The 21,062-nt window shown below is 42.3% G+C and carries 21 protein-coding genes; all 21 read left to right on the top strand.

The annotated features are described in order from the left end of the window. Window positions 1–107 precede the first annotated feature (107 nt). Window positions 108–413: an Asp-tRNA(Asn)/Glu-tRNA(Gln) amidotransferase subunit GatC gene (gene gatC / locus IGJ42_RS08810; protein ID WP_005225977.1), complete on the top strand. Its 306-nt coding sequence runs from the start codon at window positions 108–110 to the stop codon at window positions 411–413. Then, complete coding sequence (gene gatA / locus IGJ42_RS08805; RefSeq protein ID WP_005235733.1) at window positions 413–1,885, top strand: Asp-tRNA(Asn)/Glu-tRNA(Gln) amidotransferase subunit GatA; 1,473 nt, start codon at window positions 413–415, stop codon at window positions 1,883–1,885. Before gatC ends, gatA begins: the two co-directional genes overlap by 1 nt. After that, window positions 1,882–3,312 (top strand): Asp-tRNA(Asn)/Glu-tRNA(Gln) amidotransferase subunit GatB, encoded by a 1,431-nt coding sequence (gatB, locus tag IGJ42_RS08800; protein ID WP_005225979.1) that lies wholly within the window; start codon window positions 1,882–1,884, stop codon window positions 3,310–3,312. Before gatA ends, gatB begins: the two co-directional genes overlap by 4 nt. A 10-nt stretch (window positions 3,313–3,322) precedes the next feature. Continuing rightward, complete coding sequence (locus tag IGJ42_RS08795; RefSeq protein ID WP_005235735.1) at window positions 3,323–4,357, top strand: diacylglycerol kinase; 1,035 nt, start codon at window positions 3,323–3,325, stop codon at window positions 4,355–4,357. 371 nt (window positions 4,358–4,728) lie between these two features. After that, entirely contained in the window at window positions 4,729–5,028 is a 300-nt protein-coding gene (locus tag IGJ42_RS08790) for a YlaN family protein (RefSeq protein ID WP_008380108.1), read from the top strand. Window positions 5,029–5,030: 2 nt separating this feature from the next. Next, window positions 5,031–6,194 carry an FtsW/RodA/SpoVE family cell cycle protein gene (locus IGJ42_RS08785; RefSeq protein ID WP_005235746.1) on the top strand — a complete coding sequence of 388 codons (1,164 nt, stop codon included), beginning with the start codon at window positions 5,031–5,033 and terminating at the stop codon, window positions 6,192–6,194. 22 nt (window positions 6,195–6,216) lie between these two features. Further along, entirely contained in the window at window positions 6,217–9,645 is a 3,429-nt protein-coding gene (locus tag IGJ42_RS08780) for a pyruvate carboxylase (RefSeq protein ID WP_005235747.1), read from the top strand. 15 nt (window positions 9,646–9,660) lie between these two features. Continuing rightward, window positions 9,661–10,791: a CAP-associated domain-containing protein gene (locus IGJ42_RS08775; RefSeq protein ID WP_086316172.1), complete on the top strand. Its 1,131-nt coding sequence runs from the start codon at window positions 9,661–9,663 to the stop codon at window positions 10,789–10,791. Continuing rightward, on the top strand, window positions 10,778–11,206 hold the full coding sequence (locus IGJ42_RS08770; RefSeq protein WP_086316171.1) for a YlbF family regulator: 429 nt from the start codon (window positions 10,778–10,780) through the stop codon (window positions 11,204–11,206). Before IGJ42_RS08775 ends, IGJ42_RS08770 begins: the two co-directional genes overlap by 14 nt. Then, window positions 11,193–11,537, top strand: coding sequence for a YlbG family protein (locus IGJ42_RS08765; RefSeq protein ID WP_086316170.1), 345 nt, complete (start codon window positions 11,193–11,195; stop codon window positions 11,535–11,537). The genes IGJ42_RS08770 and IGJ42_RS08765 overlap by 14 nt, the downstream gene beginning before the upstream one ends. 100 nt (window positions 11,538–11,637) lie before the next feature. Then, window positions 11,638–12,192, top strand: a complete 555-nt coding sequence (gene rsmD / locus IGJ42_RS08760) for a 16S rRNA (guanine(966)-N(2))-methyltransferase RsmD (RefSeq protein WP_430615194.1) — start codon at window positions 11,638–11,640, stop codon at window positions 12,190–12,192. A 1-nt stretch (window position 12,193) separates the two neighbouring features. Next, the gene (gene coaD, locus IGJ42_RS08755) at window positions 12,194–12,688 is read left to right on the top strand and encodes a pantetheine-phosphate adenylyltransferase (protein WP_086316168.1); all 495 of its coding nucleotides are present in this window, start codon (window positions 12,194–12,196) and stop codon (window positions 12,686–12,688) included. Beyond that, complete coding sequence (locus tag IGJ42_RS08750) at window positions 12,678–13,730, top strand: SepM family pheromone-processing serine protease (protein WP_005235759.1); 1,053 nt, start codon at window positions 12,678–12,680, stop codon at window positions 13,728–13,730. Before coaD ends, IGJ42_RS08750 begins: the two co-directional genes overlap by 11 nt. Window positions 13,731–13,822: 92 nt before the next feature. Further along, entirely contained in the window at window positions 13,823–14,236 is a 414-nt protein-coding gene (locus IGJ42_RS08745; RefSeq protein ID WP_008380094.1) for a DUF1149 family protein, read from the top strand. Window positions 14,237–14,258: 22 nt separating this feature from the next. Next, window positions 14,259–14,630 carry a VOC family protein gene (locus tag IGJ42_RS08740; protein WP_005235761.1) on the top strand — a complete coding sequence of 124 codons (372 nt, stop codon included), beginning with the start codon at window positions 14,259–14,261 and terminating at the stop codon, window positions 14,628–14,630. A 163-nt stretch (window positions 14,631–14,793) separates the two neighbouring features. After that, a complete protein-coding gene (locus tag IGJ42_RS08735; RefSeq protein WP_086316167.1) occupies window positions 14,794–15,528 on the top strand; it encodes a metallophosphoesterase family protein in 735 nt (244 codons plus the stop codon). 135 nt (window positions 15,529–15,663) lie between these two features. Continuing rightward, on the top strand, window positions 15,664–17,850 hold the full coding sequence (locus IGJ42_RS08730) for a Tex family protein (protein ID WP_429961889.1): 2,187 nt from the start codon (window positions 15,664–15,666) through the stop codon (window positions 17,848–17,850). Continuing rightward, window positions 17,847–18,311, top strand: coding sequence for a SprT family protein (locus IGJ42_RS08725; RefSeq protein ID WP_086332403.1), 465 nt, complete (start codon window positions 17,847–17,849; stop codon window positions 18,309–18,311). Before IGJ42_RS08730 ends, IGJ42_RS08725 begins: the two co-directional genes overlap by 4 nt. A gap of 114 nt (window positions 18,312–18,425) precedes the next feature. Continuing rightward, window positions 18,426–19,760 (top strand): UDP-N-acetylmuramate--L-alanine ligase, encoded by a 1,335-nt coding sequence (gene murC / locus IGJ42_RS08720; protein ID WP_005235767.1) that lies wholly within the window; start codon window positions 18,426–18,428, stop codon window positions 19,758–19,760. 141 nt (window positions 19,761–19,901) lie between these two features. After that, on the top strand, window positions 19,902–20,375 hold the full coding sequence (locus tag IGJ42_RS08715; RefSeq protein WP_005235769.1) for a MaoC family dehydratase: 474 nt from the start codon (window positions 19,902–19,904) through the stop codon (window positions 20,373–20,375). Further along, window positions 20,368–21,060, top strand: coding sequence for a Bax inhibitor-1/YccA family protein (locus IGJ42_RS08710; protein ID WP_005235771.1), 693 nt, complete (start codon window positions 20,368–20,370; stop codon window positions 21,058–21,060). The genes IGJ42_RS08715 and IGJ42_RS08710 overlap by 8 nt, the downstream gene beginning before the upstream one ends. Window positions 21,061–21,062: the final 2 nt, after the last annotated feature.

The raw sequence follows: 21,062 nt of genomic DNA, 5'->3' as shown, positions 1-21,062 counted from the left end.
TATATTTGATAATTTTCAAATTCTATTTCATGATTTGTTAAAAAAATGATACAATACATTGGAAAAACGTAAACGTAGATTACGGATACGAGAAAGAGGAGGATTTTATGGCGATCAGCGAAGAACAAGTCAAACACGTTGCCAAACTAGCAAAACTTTCATTCTCAGACGATGAATTACATGAGTTTACCTCTCAGCTAGGAAAAATTATTGATATGGTTGAAACACTTGAAGAAGTGGACACCACAGGAGTACCATTCACATCGAATGTCGCAGAAACGATCAATGTGATGCGTGAAGATGTAACGACCGGTGGCTGGGACCGTGATGAATTAATGAAAAATGTTCCAGAATCTGAAGAAGGCTTTATTAAAGTGCCTGCAATCATTGACAATGGGGAGGCGGGTGCCTAATGACTGAACTATATAATAAAAGCTTAGAAGAATTGCATAGCTTATTAGTATCAAAAGAAATCACTGCGACAGATCTAACGAGCGAAACCTTTGCTCGCATTAAAGAAACAGAGCCAAAAGTTGATGCGTTTCTTGCATTGAACGAAGAAAAAGCCCATGCGTTAGCGCAAGCTATCGATCAAAAAGGTATCACTGAAAGCAATGTGTTGGCAGGGATTCCCATTGGGATCAAAGATAACATTGTTACCAAAGATCTACGCACAACAGCTGCTTCTAAAATTTTAGGCAACTTTGACCCAATCTACGATGCAACCGTCATGGACAAAGTTTACCAAGCAGACATGATTCCAGTAGGTAAGTTAAACATGGATGAATTTGCGATGGGGGCGAGTACGGAAACGTCGTTCTTTAAGAAAACAAAAAACGCTTGGGACGAGACAAAAGTACCTGGTGGTTCATCAGGTGGCTCGGCGGCTGCCGTTGCAGCGGGACAAATCCCCTTATCATTAGGTAGCGATACGGGTGGTTCGATTCGCCAACCAGCAGCTTTCAATGGAATCGTCGGGTTGAAGCCAACATACGGACGGGTTTCTCGTTTTGGTTTGATCGCGTTTGCATCTTCGTTAGATCAAATTGGTCCAATGACCCGTGGTGTGAAAGACAATGCCATCGCATTAAATGCCATCAGTGGGTTTGATGCAAAAGATAGTACGTCAGCCGGGGCAGCTGTTCCTGATTTTACAGCAGGTCTGACTGGTGATATCAAAGGCATGAAAGTTGCTTTGCCAAAAGAATACTTAGGCGAAGGAATTCAAGCGGGCGTCCGAGAAGCGATCTTAAAAGCTGCAGACACTTTCCGTGCGTTAGGTGCGACCGTGGAAGAAGTCAGCTTGCCACATTCAAAGTATGGGGTAGCTGTTTACTATATCATCGCTTCTTCAGAAGCAAGTTCTAATTTGCAACGTTTTGACGGCATCCGTTACGGTTTCCGTTCAGAAAATGTCAGCAATTTAGAAGATGTCTATGTTAATTCGCGCAGTGAAGGATTCGGGGAAGAAGTAAAACGTCGGATCATGTTAGGTACGTTTTCACTAAGTGCTGGCTACTACGATGCCTACTTCAAAAAAGCCGGTCAAGTACGAACGTTGATCAAACAAGATTTCGATAAGGTCTTCAGCCAATACGACTTGATCATTGGCCCAGCTTCCCCAACGGTAGCATTTGGTATTGGAGAAAATATCAATGATCCGATCACTATGTACTTGAATGATATTTTAACCATTCCTGTGAACTTAGCAGGACTGCCAGGGATGTCGATTCCAGCAGGTTTTTCTGAAGGACTGCCTGTCGGCTTGCAAATCATTGGGAAACATTTTGATGAAGCAACCATGTATAAAGCGGCTTATGCCTTTGAACAAGCAACTGATTTCCACACGAAAAAACCAGTGATTTTAGGAGGGGATAAGGCATGAACTTCGAAACAGTCATTGGGCTTGAAGTCCACGTAGAATTAAAAACAGAATCAAAGATTTTTTCTCCAGCACCTGCTCACTTTGGCGCTGAACCAAATAGCAACACGAATGTGATCGACTGGGGCTATCCAGGTGTTTTACCAGTAATGAACAAAGCGGCTATCGAATTTGGGATGAAAGCTGCGCTTGCGTTGAATTGTGAAATCTCAAAAGAAACACATTTCGACCGCAAAAACTATTTCTATCCTGATAATCCAAAAGCCTATCAAATTTCACAATTCGATCAACCGATAGGTCATGATGGGTGGATTGAAATCGAAGTGGAAGGTAAAAAGAAAAAAATCCGCATTGAGCGAGTTCATTTGGAAGAAGATGCCGGGAAAAACATGCACGGCAAAGGCGGTTATTCTTATGTTGATCTAAATCGTCAAGGAACCCCTTTGATCGAGATCGTTTCCGAAGCAGATATGCGTTCACCAGAAGAAGCATATGCGTATCTAGAAGCATTGCGCTCAATCATCTTGTTTACAGAAGTATCTGATGTGAAGATGGAAGAAGGTTCCATGCGTTGCGACGCCAATATTTCGTTGCGACCTTACGGCCAAGAACAATTCGGAACAAAAACAGAATTGAAAAACTTAAACTCTATGTCCTTCGTGAAAAAAGGTTTAGCATTTGAAGAAAAACGCCAAGCCAAAGTATTGCTTTCTGGAGGCGAGATCCAACAAGAAACTCGTCGTTTTGATGAAGCAACCAGCAAAACTTTATTGATGCGTGTCAAAGAAGGTTCTTCTGATTATCGTTACTTCCCAGAACCAGATATCCCACGATTTGTGATCGATGATGAATGGATCGAACGGGTACGTCAAAGCTTGCCAGAAATGCCGCAAAAACGTCGTGCCCGTTACATCTCTGAATTGGGCTTACCAGAATACGATGCAATGGTCTTGACTTTATCAAAAGAAATGTCCGATTTCTTTGAAAAAACCATTGATGCCGGTGCTGATCCCAAACAAGCTTCTAACTGGTTGATGGGGGAAGTTTCAGCGTATCTGAACAGTGAAAAATTGGAACTGCCAGAAACAAAATTAACCCCAGACAATTTAGCGGGAATGATTCGTTTGATCGCCGATGGCACCATCAGTTCGAAGATTGCGAAAAAAGTCTTCAAAGAATTGATCACAAACGGCGGCGACGCTGAAGAAGTCGTAAAAGCCAAAGGATTGATCCAATTATCAGATCCTGCGCAATTACTACCAATGATCAATGAAGTATTAGATAACAACCAACAATCCGTCGATGACTTCAAAAACGGAAAAGACCGCGCAGTTGGTTTCTTAGTTGGTCAAATCATGAAAGCAACCAAAGGACAAGCGAATCCAGGCGTTGTGAACAAGCTGTTGCAAGAAGAACTAGCAAAGCGATAAGAGGCAAGCGATGAAAAGAGCAAGAGTAATCTATAACCCGACATCTGGGAAAGAATTGATTCGAAAAAATTTAGCAGATATTTTAGATGTTTTGGAAAGAGGCGGTTATGAGGCGAGTGCGTTTGCCACGACCGCTGCACCATTTTCCGCCCGTGATGAAGCAAGAAGAGCTGGCGAAGCTGGTTTTGATTTGGTGGTAGCTGCCGGTGGTGATGGCACGATCAATGAAGTCGTCAATGGGATCGCTCCTTTAGAAAAGCGACCAAAAATGGCGATCATTCCTGGAGGAACCACCAATGACTACGCACGTGCACTAAAGATTCCTCGGACCGATATCAAAGCAGCTGCGGAAGTGATTTTGAAGCAGCAAACGGTGAAGATGGATGTTGGAAAAACACCTAACACGTATTTTATCAACATCGCTGCTGGCGGACACTTAACAGAACTGACCTATGATGTTCCTTCTGAGTTGAAAAGTGTTTTTGGCTACTTAGCTTATCTAGCAAAAGGAGCGGAATTACTCCCTCGTGTCAAACCGATCAAAATGCATCTAAAGTATGAAGACGGAGAATACATTGGCGGAGCGTCGATGTTCTTTTTAGGGCTGACGAATTCAGTGGGAGGCTTTGAACAGATTGCGCCTGATGCAAAGCTTGACGATGGGAAATTTTCGTTGATCATTGTCAAAACGGCCAATATTTTTGAGATTGTCCACTTAGTTGCTTTAATGATGAATGGTGGCAAGCACATCAACGATCGTCGTCTGATTTATACGAAAACATCTTTTCTTGAAGTAGACGCGCCAGAGCAGGTCAATCGATTAATGATCAACCTTGATGGTGAATACGGCGGAGATGCTCCTATGCGCTTTGAAAATCTACACAATCATATTGAGTTTTTTGCGAATGTCGATCAAATTCCTGATGATGCGGTCGTTGGTGAGCAGAACTATCAAGAGATGAGCGAAGGTTTTATTAAAGAAGTCGAACGTCTTTCCGATGAGGACATCAATGGAGATGGCAAGATCGGCGACGAAACAAGGTAAACGATTTTTCTTTTCATGCAAAGTGAAAGAACAGGGACTTTTGGACCTGTTCTTTTTTTAAAAAATAAATTGTGGAAAAAGTAACAGGAATATTTTTAAGAAAAGTTGATAGAACAGCTTTTCTTAAATTTTAGTAAAGGACGTTTTTTGCGTTATGTTCCACATCGGACGTTTGTTTCACGGATATTAGCGTGATTCATGAAGATAAAACGAATGAAAAATTGGAAAAACGAACGATCTTCGCTAAAAAACGAACTTTTTGAAAATATACTCGTTAAAGTTCGTTATTTACGTATTTCTATGCAATCTAATGATGCAAAAGCCAGAGAGAATATGCTATAATGGTGAAACGAAGAAATGGGGGGACCGGAATGGAGCACATCGATTCTACAAAAGCGCTAGATCTGCTTAGAGATGACGCAGAACGAATCAAAAAGCTGATCCGAAACCAAGAAAATAGTTTATGTATCGCACAATGCAAAGCATTTGAAGAAGTGGTTGATACCCAAATGTATGGTCTATCACGGCAAGTGGCATTTGCGATCCGCTTGGGGATCGTCGATAATCAAACAGGACAACAATTGATGGCGGATCTCGAAAAAGATCTGAACCAATTGTACAGCGAGGTCTATGAAGACCAGCGGACACCTGAAATCGGCAAGGAGGCATAAACTTGCCAGAAAAAGTAAAGAAAAGACATTTATTAGATTATAGTATTTTACTGCCTTATATAGTGATGTGTGTTACGGGTTTGATGATGGTCTACAGCTCCACATCCTATGTTGCGATGACCGCCACACAACCGACCACAGCTGCTTCTTACGTCATCAATCAAGCAATATTCTGGTTGTTGAGTCTAGTAGCAATCACTGTCATGTATAAAATGAAAACGGATGTTTTTCGGAACAAAAAATTTGTCCAGATCGCCATGATCGTCATTTTGTTTTTATTGATCGCTGCCTTCTTTTTCCCAAGAAGAAACGGGGCACATGGTTGGTTAACGATTGCGGGCTTTTCCATTCAACCAGCTGAGTACTTGAAATTTATTGTCATCTGGTTTTTATCTGTGACTCTTTCCTATCGTCAAAAAGGTATCCAACAAGAGTTTTGGAAAACGGTTTGGCGTCCAATCGGAATCGTCTTCGTCTACACCGGGATCATGGCCTTTTATCCCGACTTCGGGAATGCTGTGATCGTCATGCTACTGGCTTTTGTCGTTTTATTATCTAGTGGTCTGAATTACCTGTATACCCTGATATTAGGTGTGGCAGGAATCGTAGGCAGTACATTGATCGTCTTCTTGGTAAATTTAACTGGTGGAAAGCTTTTACCTGATTATGTCTATAGTCGCTTCTCATCATTTTTAAACCCATTTGCGGATGAATACAATACAGGTCATCAAATGGTTAATGGGTATTACGCAATGTTCAACGGTGGGCTTTTCGGACGCGGACTTGGAAATAGTATCCAAAAACGTGGCTTCTTAAACGAAGCGCACACCGATTATATATTTTCGATCGTTATGGAAGAATTAGGCTTGATCCCATCGATCATTATCTTAGGTGTTTTGTTCTATATGGTGGGACGGATCTTTCTTGTCGGTATCCGTTCAAGAGATCCCTTTAATTCCATGATGTGTATCGGCATAGGGACATTATTTATGTCTCAGATTTTCATCAACTTAGGGGGGATCACTGGTTTGATCCCATTGACGGGAATCACTTTTCCGTTTTTAAGTCAGGGTGGGTCAAGTTTGCTGATGCTGTCGATTTGTATTGGTTTTGTATTAAATATCAGTGCCGAAGAAAAGAGGAAACAATATTATTTGAATTATTGATCAATTGAATGGAGTGGATTAGATGAAGAAAATTCTTGTTGCCAATCGTGGAGAAATCGCGATCCGTGTCTTCCGCGCATGTGCGGAGTTAGGAATCAAAACAGTCGGTATTTATGCTGCAGAGGATGAATACTCTGTCCATCGCTTTAAAGCAGACGAAGCGTATTTAGTGGGGAAAGGCAAACGACCGATCGATGCGTATTTAGACATTGAAGATATTATTCGCACAGCGAAAAAAGCCGGGGCCGAAGGGATTCATCCAGGGTACGGCTTTTTATCAGAAAACCTGGGCTTTGCTCAGCGCTGTGAAGAAGAAGGTTTGATTTTCATCGGACCATCCACTCACCACTTAGATATTTTTGGCGACAAGATCAAAGCAAAAGCAGCAGCGATCGAGGCGGGGATTCAATCCATTCCCGGATCTGACGGTCCAGTGGCATCGATTGACGACGTTTTAGCATTCGCTGACGAACATGACTATCCAATCATGATCAAAGCAGCTCTTGGCGGCGGTGGTCGAGGCATGCGTGTCGCTCATGATGAAAAAGAAGCACGTGATGGCTACGAACGTGCCAAAAGTGAAGCGAAAGCGGCATTTGGTAGTGACGAAGTTTACGTTGAAAAATATATTAGTAATCCAAAACATATTGAAGTCCAAATTCTAGGGGATACGCACGGAAATGTCGTCCATCTATTTGAACGTGACTGCTCTGTTCAGCGCCGTCACCAAAAAGTAGTCGAAGTGGCACCTTGTGTGTCAATGACGACTGAACAACGGGAAAAAATTTGTCAAGCTGCCGTTCAATTGATGAAGCATGTTGGCTATATCAATGCCGGAACAGTGGAATTTTTAGTTGAAGGCGATAAATTTTACTTCATCGAAGTAAACCCTCGGGTCCAAGTGGAACATACAATCACTGAAATGATCACCAATTTAGATATCGTGACGACACAAATACTAATTGCACAAGGCAAGGATCTGCATAAAGAAATTGGGATTCCTGAACAAAAAGATATTCGCTTCGAAGGGGTTGCGATTCAATGTCGCGTGACAACGGAAGATCCAGCGAATAATTTTATGCCAGATACTGGTAAGATTGATACCTACCGTTCTCCAGGTGGATTTGGGGTTCGTTTGGATGTCGGAAATGCTTACGCAGGTGCGGTGGTAACCCCGTATTTTGACTCACTGCTTGTAAAAGTCTGTACACATGCGGCAACCTTTGATCAAGCGATTCAGAAAATGATGCGCTGTTTGAAAGAATTTCGTGTACGTGGGGTAAAAACAAACATTCTCTTCATGCGAAATGTCGTTTCTCATCCAGCCTTTCGTTCGGGTGAAGCCAAAACCACCTTTATCGACAATACGCCGGAACTATTCAATTTCCCTCGGATTCGTGATCGTGGAAACAAAACCATGAAGTATATCGGGGAAATTACCATCAATGGATTTCCGGGGATCGAAAAACAAAAGAAACCATTTTATAATGAGCCACGGATGCCACAACACATCCAAGCAACGCCTGATTTTGTCAGCGCCAAAAATATTTTAGATACGAAAGGTGCCGAGGGTGTCGTTGAATGGATCGGTCAACAAAACAATGTCTTACTGACGGATACAACCTTCCGAGATGCCCATCAAAGTTTGTTGGCAACTCGTGTAAGAACCCATGACTTTAAGAAAATTGCCGCGATGACGGAAGCTGGCCTGCCACAATTGTTCTCAAGTGAAATGTGGGGTGGAGCAACGTTCGACGTTGCCTACCGTTTCTTAACAGAAGATCCATGGGAAAGATTGCGGATGTTCCGGAAAAAAATGCCGAATACCTTGTTGCAAATGTTGTTTAGAGGCTCCAATGCTGTGGGATATTCCAATTATCCAGACAATGTATTGGAAGAATTCATCAAAGAATCTGCAGCGCAAGGAATTGATGTGTTCCGAATCTTTGATAGTTTAAACTGGGTTCCACAAATGGAGAAAAGTATTCAAGCCGTTCGCGATACAGGAAAAATTGCAGAAGCAACGATTTGTTATACCGGGGATATCAATGATCCGACCCGTCAAAAATATTCAGTACAATACTACAAAGATATGGCGAAAGAATTGCAAAACCTTGGTGCCCATATCATTGCTATCAAGGATATGGCTGGATTATTAAAACCGCAAGCGGCTTATCGTTTGATCAGTGAGCTAAAGGATACGATCGATGTGCCGATTCATCTGCATACCCATGATACGAGTGGAAATGGGATCATTACTTACTCAGCAGCTACTAAAGCCGGTGTTGACATCGTGGATGTCGCTATGTCAGCGGTCAGTGGCGCAACGAGTCAACCAAGTATGAGTAGTTTGTATTATGCACTATTGAACGGCGAACGCTGCCCAGAAATCAATGTAGACAATATCCAACAGTTGAACCACTACTGGGAAGATGTCCGCATGTACTACCATTCCTTTGAAAATGGCTTGAACGCACCTCAAACGGAAGTGTACAAGCATGAAATGCCGGGGGGACAATATACCAATCTCCAGCAGCAAGCCAAAGCCGTTGGTTTAGGCGAAAAATGGGATGAAATCAAAGAAATGTATCATGAAGTCAATATGATGTTTGGAGACATCGTGAAAGTGACGCCTTCTTCGAAAGTCGTTGGGGACATGGCACTCTTTATGGTTCAAAATGGCTTGTCTGAGAAAGATGTTTTTGAAAAAGGCGATACATTAAGCTTCCCTGAGTCAGTAATCACATTCTTCCAAGGTGAGTTAGGTCAGCCAGTTGGTGGCTTCCCGAAAGAATTACAGCGCATTATCTTGAAAGGACGCCCAGCCTTTACCGAACGTCCTGGAACATTCGCGAAGCCAGTTGATTTTGCTGATGTGAAGCAAGAACTAGCGGAGAAAATCGGCTATGAACCAAAACATGAAGAAGTCTTGAGCTACTTGATGTATCCGCAAGTCTTCCTTGATTATCGAAAAGCTTATGAACAGTTTGCAGATGTGAAAGTTCTTGATACTCCAACTTTCTTTAACGGCATGCGCTTAGGTGAAACGATCAATGTTGAATTAGAAAAAGGCAAAATCTTGATCATTCGTCTAGATGAGATCGGTGAGCCAGATATTGAAGGCAACCGAACACTCTTCTTTAACTTGAACGGACAACGCCGAGAAATCGTCGTTAAGGACAACTCAATCATCAGCTCTGTTCAAACGAAACGTAAAGCAGAGCCAACGAACAAAGAACAGATCGGTGCTTCGATGAGTGGCTCAGTTTTAGAAGTATTAGTCAAAAAAGGCGACCGGGTGGCACGTGGACAAACCTTGATGGTCACGGAAGCGATGAAAATGGAAACTTCGGTTGAAGCCCGCTTCTCAGGCGTAGTTGAACATGTGTATGTAACCGATGGGGAACCAATTCAGTCAGGAGATCTTTTGATTGAAGTCAAAGAGAAGTAAGGAGTCGATCCACAGATGAAGCGAAGAGGATTATTGTTTTGCGGCTTATTTGTCCTAGCCCTAATAATCGTGTATTTGCAGCCAGTTTTCATGCAAAACGCTTCAGATTCAAGAGTGACGATCGAAAACCCAATCAAAGCACCAACAAACATGAATTACGAACCAATCGCAGCTCAAGGATTAGCTGAATTGATCGGGGAACCTGTTTCGGATTTCGAAGAAGTCTATGGTCTTCCAGTTCAAACATATCGATCAGGTTACGAGTTTGAAATTCGGGTCTACAATCAATTAGACGACCAACAGTATGTTGAGATCAATACCGATGGTGAAAGTGTGCAAGCAATCAAAGTAATCGGCGCCGGGGGCTCTTCCCTGGCACCTTTTACGATGGGCATGACCTTGACTGACTTGACGGAGTTGACCATGATCTATCCTAACTTTACCTTGACACAAAATGATCGTGCGATCAGTTTCGAATTGATGGAAGAAGATATGAACTACCGTCCATTAGTGGCTTTTGACAACGGGACATTTGCTGTTTTGTTCTTTGATCAGGAGACTGCCCAACTGCAAGCCGTCACTTACTTGGATCAGACCACATTACTTAAACTGGCACCTTATCCCTTGACGGAAGGGCAGCGACCGCTGTTTCAAGTTTCGCAAACAATTGACCAAGCCCAAGCCAACCTTGAAAAAGAGACCCTGGCGTTTGTTATCATCGATAAAATTCGCCAGCAAATCGGCTTAGACAGCTTCTCACAGGATACTCAAACACATCAAGAGGCAGCTGGTCTTTTATCTGATTTGATCAATAATCTATCAGATCATTTGACTTCTCAACGAATCCATTCTTATCAGCGAGCACTTTCTTCGGAAAAGACAAGTAATTTTGTCTTATCGAATGACGAATGGCGAGAGTTGTTAGCGGAAAAGGAATTGGAAGCATCTGCTTCGATCTTTGAAGCGCCTGTTTATGATCCAACTTTTACGATTTTATCTTGGTTCAGTAATCCAAGATTTACTGAGCGCCTGACCCATGAACAATCAGAAAAGATAGGAATTGCTTTTTCTGAAGCAAATATGGTAGTCTTAGTGCAAGAAGATGTGGAAGGGACCGAGGATAGTACGTCAGATGATTTACGATGAAGCCTTTTTTGAGATTGAAGATCAAATCGAAGCACTTGTGAAGGCAATCAAAGCAAGTGAAACGTGTAAAACCTATCAAAAAGCGAAACAGGTCATGCATCAAGACCCTGATGTTCAGACATTGATGCAATCGTTTTTAGAAAAAAAACTAGATTTTGAAAGAATTGAAGCTTACGGTGAGTATGCGCCTGATTTCAAAGAAAAAAAACGGGCGTTGCGCACAGCCAAGCGGCAGTTGGATCTTAATGAACAAGTAAGTGAGTATCGCTGGAGTGAAACACAACTGCAGCGTTTGCTGGATGAACTGACTGTGGCGATCTCTACTTGTTTTTCTCCCTCTGTCAAAGTGGACGCTGGGAGTCCCTTTTTTCAATCAAAATCAAGTTGTGGAGGAAATTGTCATGCACGAGGATAAAGAGCCTTTTACGATGCAAAAGCGTCGAGGATTGATCGTATGGGTTTACAGCCTACGTCAACTAAAGAATTTGCGCCGTTTTGGTTTTGTTCATTATGTGTCACGCAAGATGAAATACGTGGTCATTTATTTGAACGAAGAAGAATACGAAAGCAAAAAAACAAAAATCGAGCAGTTTCACTTTGTTCGACAAGTTGAAGCTTCCTATCGACCAGATGTCGAAATGGATTTTGCTGAAAAAATTGGTACGTCAGCAGCCTATCCAGTGAAAGACGAAGGGTTTGATATCGAAGAAAAAAATACGATGATTCGATTGGCAGAAAACGTGTAATAAAAAAGTGGGGGTGCCTTGAGTCACCGCCATTTTTTTATTGCTATTTATAGAAACAGTGCTATATTTGTATTTACGAAGATCTTGGAGGGAAAAACGTATGCGTGTAGTAGCCGGAGAATATGGTGGCCGCAGATTAAAAGGTCTCGCTGGAGACAACACTCGCCCCACGACAGACAAAGTAAAAGGGGCGATTTTTAACATGTTAGGGCAATATTTAGATGGAGGAGTTGTACTGGATTTATTCAGCGGAAGCGGGGGCTTGGCTATCGAAGCGGTCTCTCGTGGTGCCAATCATGCGGTTTGTGTCGACCGTAGTTTTCCAGCAACCAAAGTGATCCGCGAAAATATTGCTATAACCAAAGAACCCGAAAAGTTCACGGTGTTAAAAATGGATGCGAATCAAGCTTTACGGCAGTTTGCAGCTGAGGGACAAAGTTTTGACTATTTGTTTTTAGACCCGCCATACGCAAAGCAAGAGATTCTGCATCAGTTAGAAGCTATGCTGAAGGATGAATTGATTCGCCCGTCTGCATACGTAGTTTGCGAAACAGACAAGTCCATCGACTTACCAGAACAAATCGGCTCGTTGCATTTGGTCCGTGCCCAAACCTATGGCATATCGGCAGTGACGATCTATAGAAATGAGGGATAACGTGAAAAAGATTGCTTTATTTCCAGGGAGTTTTGACCCATTGACATCCGGTCATGTTGATCTGATCGAGCGAGGAGCCACGCTTTTCGATGAATTGATCGTCGGCGTTTTTACAAACACCAATAAAAAAAGTTTTTTTACTAGTGAAGAAAAAGTTCATTTGATCGAAGAAGCCCTCGCCCATATTCCTAACGTCAAAATTCTGGCACAAGAAACAGAGCTAACAGTCACGATTGCGAAAAAATTAGGTGCCCAGTTTCTGCTTAGAGGCATTCGCAGTGTGAAAGACTATGAATATGAGCGGGACATTATGGAAATGAACCATCACCTAGAACCCTCATTAGAGACCGTTTTTCTTTTAGCAGACGCAAAGCACAGTTTCATCAGTTCCAGTTTGTTGAAAGAAATCTTGACCTTTGACGGCGATGTTGCCGAATATTTACCTCAAAATATCTACGATGCTATAGTAAAGAAGCGTGATACCAATGAATCTTAAATCAACGATCAAATATGTTCTCTTGTTTGTTTTAGCGCTGATCATCGCCGCTTGTGCCTTTTTGCCGATTCCCTATTATATCGAGCAACCAGGAGCAACGATCGATTTAAAAGAGCTGATTACCGTCAATCAAAAAGAAGACACATCAGCCGGATCCTTTTCTTTGACCAGTGTTGGGATTCGACAAGCTACCGTGTTCACAGCGATTGGAACGAAATTCAATGAATTCCAAGACTTGATCAGTGAGGAAGAACTTTTAGGCGGTGCGACAGATGAGGAGTACAACCGCATTCAACGCTACTATATGGAATCCTCGCAAAATAGTGCGATTGAGCAAGCATTAAAGCTGGCAGACTTACCTTATGAAATGACCTATAAAGGGGTCTATGTCATGGGGATCGATCCAAATTCCAGCTTTGCTGGGAAAATATCCGTTGGAGATACCGTCACCGCAGTCAATGGTAAAGAATTTAAAAGCAGTCAAGATTTTATCGACTACGTCCAAAGTCAAACCATTGGTGATGAAATCACCGTGACTTACTTGCAAGATGGCGAAGAAAAAGAAGCAACGGGCAAACTAATTGAACTGGAGAGCAATCAAAAAGCCGGTATCGGCATCTCCCTCGTCGATCATACAGAGATCACTTCTGATGAAGAGATCGTGATCGATTCTGGCAATATCGGAGGACCTTCCGCTGGTTTGATGTTCACCCTTGAAATCTATGAACAGTTGACCGGAGATAACCTACGTAAAGGTCACAACATAGCTGGGACAGGAACGATCTCAGCTGACGGAACCGTTGGTCGAATCGGTGGGATCGATAAAAAAGTAGCGAGTGCCAGTGAAAGTGGTGCAGAAATCTTCTTTGCCCCAGATGATGAAATCACTGACGAAGAGCGTGAAATAGATCCTTCCATCAAAACAAATTATGAAGAGGCAGTGGCAGCAGCGAAGAAGTTAGACACGGATATGAAAATCGTTCCGATCGCCAATGTCCAAGATGCCTTGGATTATCTAGCAACACTAAAAGAAGCAAATTAAAACGGCGCTCGCCGTTTTTTTTATTGTCTAAAGAATACAGTAGGCTCAAAGAAAAGGTTATGCTATACTTTTAGATAAGGAGTGTGAATCTAGTGGAATTAAAAAGACAACAACCGATCGTTGAAGCATATCATTTCGATATGAAACCGAAAGACAAAGAAATGGAAACTAAATTGAATGTCGGCTTTGCGCCGTTAAAAGTCAAAGATGAAGAATATATGGAAAAAAACAGTATTATTGGCGCCCGGCTAGAATTTCAATTAGTGTTCCCTGATTATGTTTTGTCAGGACGTGTCGGACAGGTCAATCATATTTTGAATCGTAAAGTCAATTCTGGAGAAGATCTAACAAAAGCTGAAACTGATCGTTTGGTTGAGCCATTATTTGATATCGTCAAACGCCTGACGTATGAGGTGACAGAAATCGTGACCGACAAACCAGGACTCCAACTGAACTTCAATACCAACTCGAACCCCACACAAGAATCGACCGAAGAAGAAAAATAAGTTGAAATAGGAGGGATTTCCATTGTTTTCCAACCAAATGCAAGTGATGCTCTACGTTGATGATGTGACGAAAGCTGTCGAATTTTGGCAAGAATTAGGCTTTGTGATCATTGAACAGCAAACGATCGATGGAACATCCGTCGTCGAAATCGCTCCTTCAAAAGAGGCAGAGGTTCATTTTGTCTTATATGACCGTGAGTTCATCGAAACGCACTCACCTGAAGTCGCATTGAATTCTCCATCGATCATGTTTTTTGCTGAGGATATTACAGCTCTCTATAAAAAACTTTTAGAGATGGAAGCAGAAGTGGGTGAATTGATTCAGATGGAAGAACAACTGGTTTTCAATTTTGCCGATCCAGATGGCAATTATTTTGCTGTATCAGGAAAATAGGTTTTGCCGATCGTAACCAATCATTCGTCTTTATGAACCCGACTCTATGCTGTCGAACCGTTCAAGGCGAATGATTGTTTTTTGTTTTAATGCAAGACATTTTGTAACTAAAGAACTAGAATTGATAATAAAAGAATCAATTGCCTTTAAGGAGGGAATGACAATGCAAAAATATCTTTATGCAATCAGTGACATTCATGGAATGGCCGATCTTTTTAAAAGTCTTCTTAAGGAATATGATCCGAAAATCCATCAGTTGCTTTTGATTGGTGATTTAAATGACCGAGGGCCAATGTCCAAAGAGTGTTTATTGCTTGGAAAGAAATTAGTCGAAGAACATCAAGCGATTTATTTACGTGGCAATCACGAAGAGTATTTTCTGCAATTTCTAAATGCCCCTGAGGATTGGTTCGCCGCCTACGTACGCAATGGTGGCAAAGAAACGATTGAAAGTCTTTTGCATACAGGCGCCACTGAGGAGTATTCGCCGACGGAAATCGCCTTAATGATCCGAAGTAGGTATGGAGACTTATTAGAGTTTTTAATGGAGCGACCACTTTATTACGAGTGGGGAAAGTACCTCTTTGTCCATGCGGGCGTGGATTTAAGTAAAAAAGATTGGCGGAAGACCACCGACCACGATTTTATCTGGATTCGCGAACCTTTTCATAAAGGGAAAAACCGTACAGGAAAAACGATCGTTTTTGGCCATACCATCACGCCCATGCTGCATGGAGATATGCAGACAACAGATCTTTGGCAACAAGACGACAAAATCGGCATCGATGGCGGGGCAGTATTTGGTGGATCGGTGCATGGCGTGATTTTTGATGACAAAGGGGTCCTTCAAGATATCGAATATCAAAATTTAGCAGGACCTTGGCAACCAGACTTTTAAAAGTCTTTTCTAAAAAGAGAAAAGCAGCCATTACAAGAGCCCCGAAGCAATGTTCCATTCGTGCCTTCTTGTTTCCTCAATGGCTGTCTTTTTTATGTTAAAATAGCAAAAGCAACAAAGGAAAGGTGAGAACGAATGGCAGAAATGAATCAAGAGGTACTTGATTTAGTGAAACAAGAACTAACCTCTTTTACCCAAAAACAAATCAGTACGGTGTTACAATTATTGCAAGAAGGAAATACCGTTCCGTTTATTGCCCGCTACCGTAAAGAAATGACGAATGGACTTGACGAAGTTCAGATTCGAGAAATCGAAGAGCGGTATCAGTACTTAGAAAACCTAGAGAAACGCAAGCAAGAAGTTTTACGCTTGATAGAAGAACAAGAAAAGCTAACGCCTGAACTATCACAGGCGATTTTAGCTGCGACAAAAATGCAGGCCGTCGAAGACCTGTATCGTCCTTATAAACAAAAACGACGCACCAAAGCAACGATAGCCAAAGAAAATGGCTTGGAACCATTTGCTCAGTGGCTGTTAAGCGTCTCAAAAATAGGTGACGTTCAAGAAAAAGCGACCGAATTTATGAGTGATGCTGTTCCTACTGTAGAAGATGTCTTGGCTGGCGCCCATGAGATCATTGCAGAAGGCGTTGGTGATACTGCAGAATTTCGAAGTTGGATTCGGAGCTATTATTCTAACAAAGGACTGTATAAGAGCACGGTCAAAAATGCTGAAAAAGATGAAAAAGGCGTTTATGAAATGTATTACGATTTCCAACATCCTATCAATAAGATGGTTTCCCACCGGGTTTTAGCCACCAATCGTGGAGAAAAAGAAGACATTTTGAAGGTAACGCTTGTGGCAGATGAAGAAAAAATCATGGAGTACCTACGTCGGAAATTGATCACAAATAGTGATTCACCCGCAGCCAGTTTTGTCCAAACTGCTGCTGCTGACGCCTTGAAACGTTTTATCTTACCAGCGATCGAACGAGAGATCCGCAATGAGTTGACAGAAAAAGCCGACGAACAAGCAATTGCGATTTTTGGAGAAAATCTTCGCAATCTGCTGCTGCAGCCTCCGTTGAAGGGGAAAGTCGTTTTAGGGTTTGATCCAGCGTATCGAACGGGCTGTAAATTGGCCGTCGTTGATGAGACAGGAAAAGTATTAGCAATCGAAGTGATCTATCCCCATAAACCGGCGCCGATGAATAAACGAGAAGCGGCTGGACCAGCGTTTCGTCGCTTATTGCAAACCTATAAAGTTGAAATGGTCGCAATCGGTAATGGGACGGCGAGTCGAGAGTCAGAGCAATTCGTCGCTGAACAATTAAAATTGATCGATCAAGAGGTATATTATGTGATCGTGAATGAGGCAGGCGCTTCTGTTTATTCGGCCAGTCCGATCGCCCGGCATGAATTCCCTGATCTGCAAGTGGAAGAACGAAGTGCCATCAGTATTGGTCGCCGTCTCCAAGATCCCTTGGCAGAATTAGTTAAAATCGATCCACAATCGGTGGGCGTCGGGCAATACCAACATGACGTTTCGCAAAAGCGCTTAGCCGAACAATTGGATTTTGTCGTGGAAACGGTCGTCAACCAAGTAGGCGTTGATGTCAATACCGCAAGTGCGGCACTTTTACAGCACGTGGCGGGCTTAAATAAAACGACTGCCCAAAATATCGTGACCTATCGAGAAGAAAACGGGGTATTTACGCAGCGCAATCAACTGAAAAAAGTCCCTCGCTTAGGGCCAAAGGCCTATGAACAGGCGATCGGTTTTATGCGGATTCCTGGCGGAAAAGTCATTTTGGACAATACCGGGATTCATCCAGAAAGTTATGACACTGCCAAAGAAATTTTGGCGCTCGCGGATATTTCTCTAGCGGAGCTTGGGAAAGAACAATCGGAAGAAAATAAAGTGAAGTTGGCGCAAATGCGTCCAGCAGAACTTTCTGCTAAATTGTCTGTCGGGAAAGAAACCATCACAGATATCTTAAAAGCGTTAATGCAGCCAGGACGTGATATGCGGGATGAAATGCCAGCCCCATTATTGCGCAAAGATGTGTTGAGTATGGAGGATCTAAAACCGGGAATGGAATTGAAAGGAACTGTTCGAAATGTGATCGACTTTGGTGCTTTCGTCGATATCGGTGTCAAACAAGATGGACTGGTTCATTTGTCGAAGCTGAGCCGTTCGTTTGTAAAACATCCGAAAGACGTTGTTTCCGTTGGTGACGTCGTAACCGTTTGGATCGAGCAAGTAGATGTCAAAAAAGGCCGTATCAGCTTAACAATGGTCGATCCAGGAAATGCTAAATGACCCAACAAGAATTGCAGCGTTTGGTGGAAGAGCTTTCGCTGTCTGTTTTCAATAAACCATTTACGCATCGAGCGGTATTTAATTCTCGCTTAAAAACAACCGGTGGCCGTTACCATCTAAGTGATCACCACTTGGATTTCAATCCAGTGATGCTTACTGAACACGGGATGGAGGTTTTTATCGGCATTATCAAGCATGAATTATGTCACTATCATTTGCATTTAGCAGGTCTTGGTCATCGTCACCAAGATCCTGCTTTTAAAGCATTGCTGGCAAAAACGGGAGGCCTGCGGTATGCACCTCCTGCCAAAAGGACAGCTAAACATCGCTATCGATGTCAAAATTGCGGCTGCGAGATTCGGCGGCAGCGGCGTGTGGATATCAAAAAATATGTTTGTGGAAAATGTCGTGGAAGTTTGCTAGAAATAGGAAATGATGAGAAAAGTCAAGTCGAAAAATAAAACTCGTTGCTATTTTTTTCATTTTGTATGATAATGTAGGTCGTGTGACAACCTGATATTTGTCAATACACGCGTTTTTTTACGACGCGGATTTGAGAAAAGAGGATTATAATAATGGAAAATCAAAACAAAATACATCATTTTGTTGGAATCAAAGGTTCCGGTATGAGTTCATTGGCTTTGATTCTGCACGAAAAAGGCTACCAAGTACAAGGCTCTGATGTGGAAGAATATTTCTTCACTCAACGTGATCTAGAAAAAGCAGCAATCAAATTGTTGCCTTTCGATAAAGCAAACATTCAACCAGAAATGGTCATTATCCAAGGGAATGCTTTCCCTGACACCCACGAAGAAATCATACGGGCCAAAGAACTTGGTTTAGAAGTCACTCGTTATCATGACTTTATTGGCCAATTCATTCAGCCCTATACGAGTATTGCTGTGACTGGTTCTCACGGAAAAACCAGTACGACAGGATTGCTTTCTCATGTTTTAAGCGGCATCCGGCCAACAAGTTTCTTGATTGGCGATGGTACCGGTCATGGAGAGCCCGATGCGGAATTCTTCTCGTTTGAAGCTTGTGAATACCGCCGTCATTTCTTAGCTTATTCACCGGACTATGCAATTATGACCAACATCGATTTTGATCATCCGGACTATTTCCACTCGATTGACGATGTCTTCTCAGCCTTTCAATCGATGGCAAGTCAAGTAAAAAAAGGCATTTTTGCTTTTGGTGATGACGAGTACCTGCGTAAACTTGAAGCAGATGTCCCGATCTACTATTACGGCGTCAACGATAACGACGATGTTCAAGCAAAAAACATTGAACGCACCACCCAAGGTTCAGAGTTCGACGTCTTTATCCATGGTGAAAATATTGGCCATTTTGTCTTGCCAGCGTTTGGTCAACACAACATCAACAACGCACTCAGTGTGATCGCTGTGGCTTACAAAGAAGGATTGGACATGAAAGAAGTTGCCGCTGAGATGCTCTCATTCCCTGGAGTGAAACGTCGCTTCAGCGAAAAAATCGTAGCGGATATGACGATCGTAGACGACTACGCCCATCATCCTGCAGAAATCAAAGCAACGATTGATGGCGCTCGTCAAAAATATCCGGATAAAGAGATTATTGCTGTCTTCCAACCTCATACCTTTACCCGTACGATCGCTTTAATGGATGAATTTGCGGAAGCGTTAGATCTTGCAGACCATGTGTATCTATGTGACATTTTTGGATCTGCCCGTGAATCTCGAGGGGATGTTAAGATTGAAGATCTGGGCAATAAAATTCAAAGAGGCGGAACTGTGATCAAAGAAGAGAACGTTTCTCCGCTACTAGATCATCAAAATGCTGTCGTGATTTTCATGGGAGCAGGAGATGTGCAAAAATTTGAAACAGCCTATGAAAAACTACTAAGCAATACAACTCGTAACGTATTGTAATCAAAGACTCTTGTGGCGTGTTTGCTGCAAGAGTTTTTTACATCTGAAGTTTTTGCAAAAGCAGCACCGCGAACTTGCACTTTTGTCGGCATCTGATAGAATATACTCAGATGAAACTATTCTTTTTGGAGGAATTAAATTTTGAATATAGGAAAACCGCGAAAAATAGGGAAAAGTATTGAAGATATCGAGGAAGGCGATTCGTTATCCTTAACAGAATCGATCGAAGACAATCAACTGTTGTTATATTTAGGACTTACTAATGATGCAAACCCTTTGTATATTCAACATGACTACACGCAAAATACTGAGTATCAGCGTCCAATCGTCCCATCCATCATGTTGATGGGGATCATCACCAGTGCCGTATCGAAACATTTGCCTGGTCCTGGCTCTCATGTAGTCAATTTTTCGGTGAACTTTATTGAACCTGTATATCATTATGAAACATTGACCTTTGAATTCGAAGTGATCAAAGTGGATAAAATGAAAGACGTGGTAACTATTTCGGTTGAAGCGATCAACACAGAAGATCATCGTATTTTAGATGCTGTGGTCATGGTCCAGCCGCCAAAAGCAGTAGCAGTAAATGAGGAGGAACAACAAGATGAATAATTTAAACAATGAAACCGTCCAAGCCCAAGGCTTAAATCGCTTTTATTCAAAAGTGTATTTATTCTTCGGCGTTGGGCTTGCGATCAGTGCGATTTCAGCCTATATTTTTGGGGAAGTCTTCAAAGCGCAAACCCTGCAATTTATCGACAATTTTCCGCTAGGATTTACCGGTCTTTGGATCTTACAGATCATTCTAGTTATTGTATTAGGGGTGAAGGCGCAGAAAAATCCGTCCTTGACCGTTGCTGGCTTTTTAGTCTATTCGCTCTTGAATGGATTGACCTTGTCTGTGACATTGATGATCTATGACTTTGGATCGATCGTGGGAGCATTTGTTTCAGCAGCCGTCACTTTTGGTGTCATGTCAGCATTTGGGATCATGACCAAACGTGATCTAAGTGTGGTTGGTCGTATCGGCTATGGTCTGTTGATCGGGATCATCATCTCAACGCTCTTGAATGTATTTATTTTACGCAGTCAACCGGTTGACTTTTTCTTATCGATCGTGACCGTCTTTGTCTTTATGGGAATCACCGCTTATGACAATCAGCAAATCCGCAATGTATACTTCGCAACGAATGGTGGCGCAAATACTGGAGTGGCCGTTTTCATGGCATTACAACTGTATTTAGACTTCATCAACTTATTCCTAGCGTTATTGCGAATCTTTGGCAAAAACAACTAAAA

The sequence above is a fragment of the Enterococcus sp. DIV1067f genome (assembly GCF_050543505.1).
GTDB classification, from domain to species: domain Bacteria; phylum Bacillota; class Bacilli; order Lactobacillales; family Enterococcaceae; genus Enterococcus_D; species Enterococcus_D entomosocium.
Note: the sequence above shows the minus strand (reverse complement) of the source record. Positions and strands in the feature narration are given on the sequence as shown.

What these genes read in the sequence shown, in the direction of transcription:
- IGJ42_RS08730 (WP_429961889.1), top strand. Translation starts at nt 15,664, where the DNA reads ATGGCAGAAATGAATCAAGAGGTACTTGATTTAGTGAAACAAGAACTA.
- rsmD (WP_430615194.1), top strand. Translation starts at nt 11,638, where the DNA reads ATGCGTGTAGTAGCCGGAGAATATGGTGGCCGCAGATTAAAAGGTCTC.
- IGJ42_RS08735 (WP_086316167.1), top strand. Translation starts at nt 14,794, where the DNA reads ATGCAAAAATATCTTTATGCAATCAGTGACATTCATGGAATGGCCGAT.
- IGJ42_RS08765 (WP_086316170.1), top strand. Translation starts at nt 11,193, where the DNA reads ATGCACGAGGATAAAGAGCCTTTTACGATGCAAAAGCGTCGAGGATTG.
- gatA (WP_005235733.1), top strand. Translation starts at nt 413, where the DNA reads ATGACTGAACTATATAATAAAAGCTTAGAAGAATTGCATAGCTTATTA.
- IGJ42_RS08725 (WP_086332403.1), top strand. Translation starts at nt 17,847, where the DNA reads ATGACCCAACAAGAATTGCAGCGTTTGGTGGAAGAGCTTTCGCTGTCT.
- IGJ42_RS08710 (WP_005235771.1), top strand. Translation starts at nt 20,368, where the DNA reads ATGAATAATTTAAACAATGAAACCGTCCAAGCCCAAGGCTTAAATCGC.
- gatB (WP_005225979.1), top strand. Translation starts at nt 1,882, where the DNA reads ATGAACTTCGAAACAGTCATTGGGCTTGAAGTCCACGTAGAATTAAAA.
- IGJ42_RS08780 (WP_005235747.1), top strand. Translation starts at nt 6,217, where the DNA reads ATGAAGAAAATTCTTGTTGCCAATCGTGGAGAAATCGCGATCCGTGTC.
- IGJ42_RS08775 (WP_086316172.1), top strand. Translation starts at nt 9,661, where the DNA reads ATGAAGCGAAGAGGATTATTGTTTTGCGGCTTATTTGTCCTAGCCCTA.
- IGJ42_RS08790 (WP_008380108.1), top strand. Translation starts at nt 4,729, where the DNA reads ATGGAGCACATCGATTCTACAAAAGCGCTAGATCTGCTTAGAGATGAC.
- gatC (WP_005225977.1), top strand. Translation starts at nt 108, where the DNA reads ATGGCGATCAGCGAAGAACAAGTCAAACACGTTGCCAAACTAGCAAAA.
- IGJ42_RS08795 (WP_005235735.1), top strand. Translation starts at nt 3,323, where the DNA reads ATGAAAAGAGCAAGAGTAATCTATAACCCGACATCTGGGAAAGAATTG.
- IGJ42_RS08770 (WP_086316171.1), top strand. Translation starts at nt 10,778, where the DNA reads ATGATTTACGATGAAGCCTTTTTTGAGATTGAAGATCAAATCGAAGCA.
- IGJ42_RS08750 (WP_005235759.1), top strand. Translation starts at nt 12,678, where the DNA reads ATGAATCTTAAATCAACGATCAAATATGTTCTCTTGTTTGTTTTAGCG.
- murC (WP_005235767.1), top strand. Translation starts at nt 18,426, where the DNA reads ATGGAAAATCAAAACAAAATACATCATTTTGTTGGAATCAAAGGTTCC.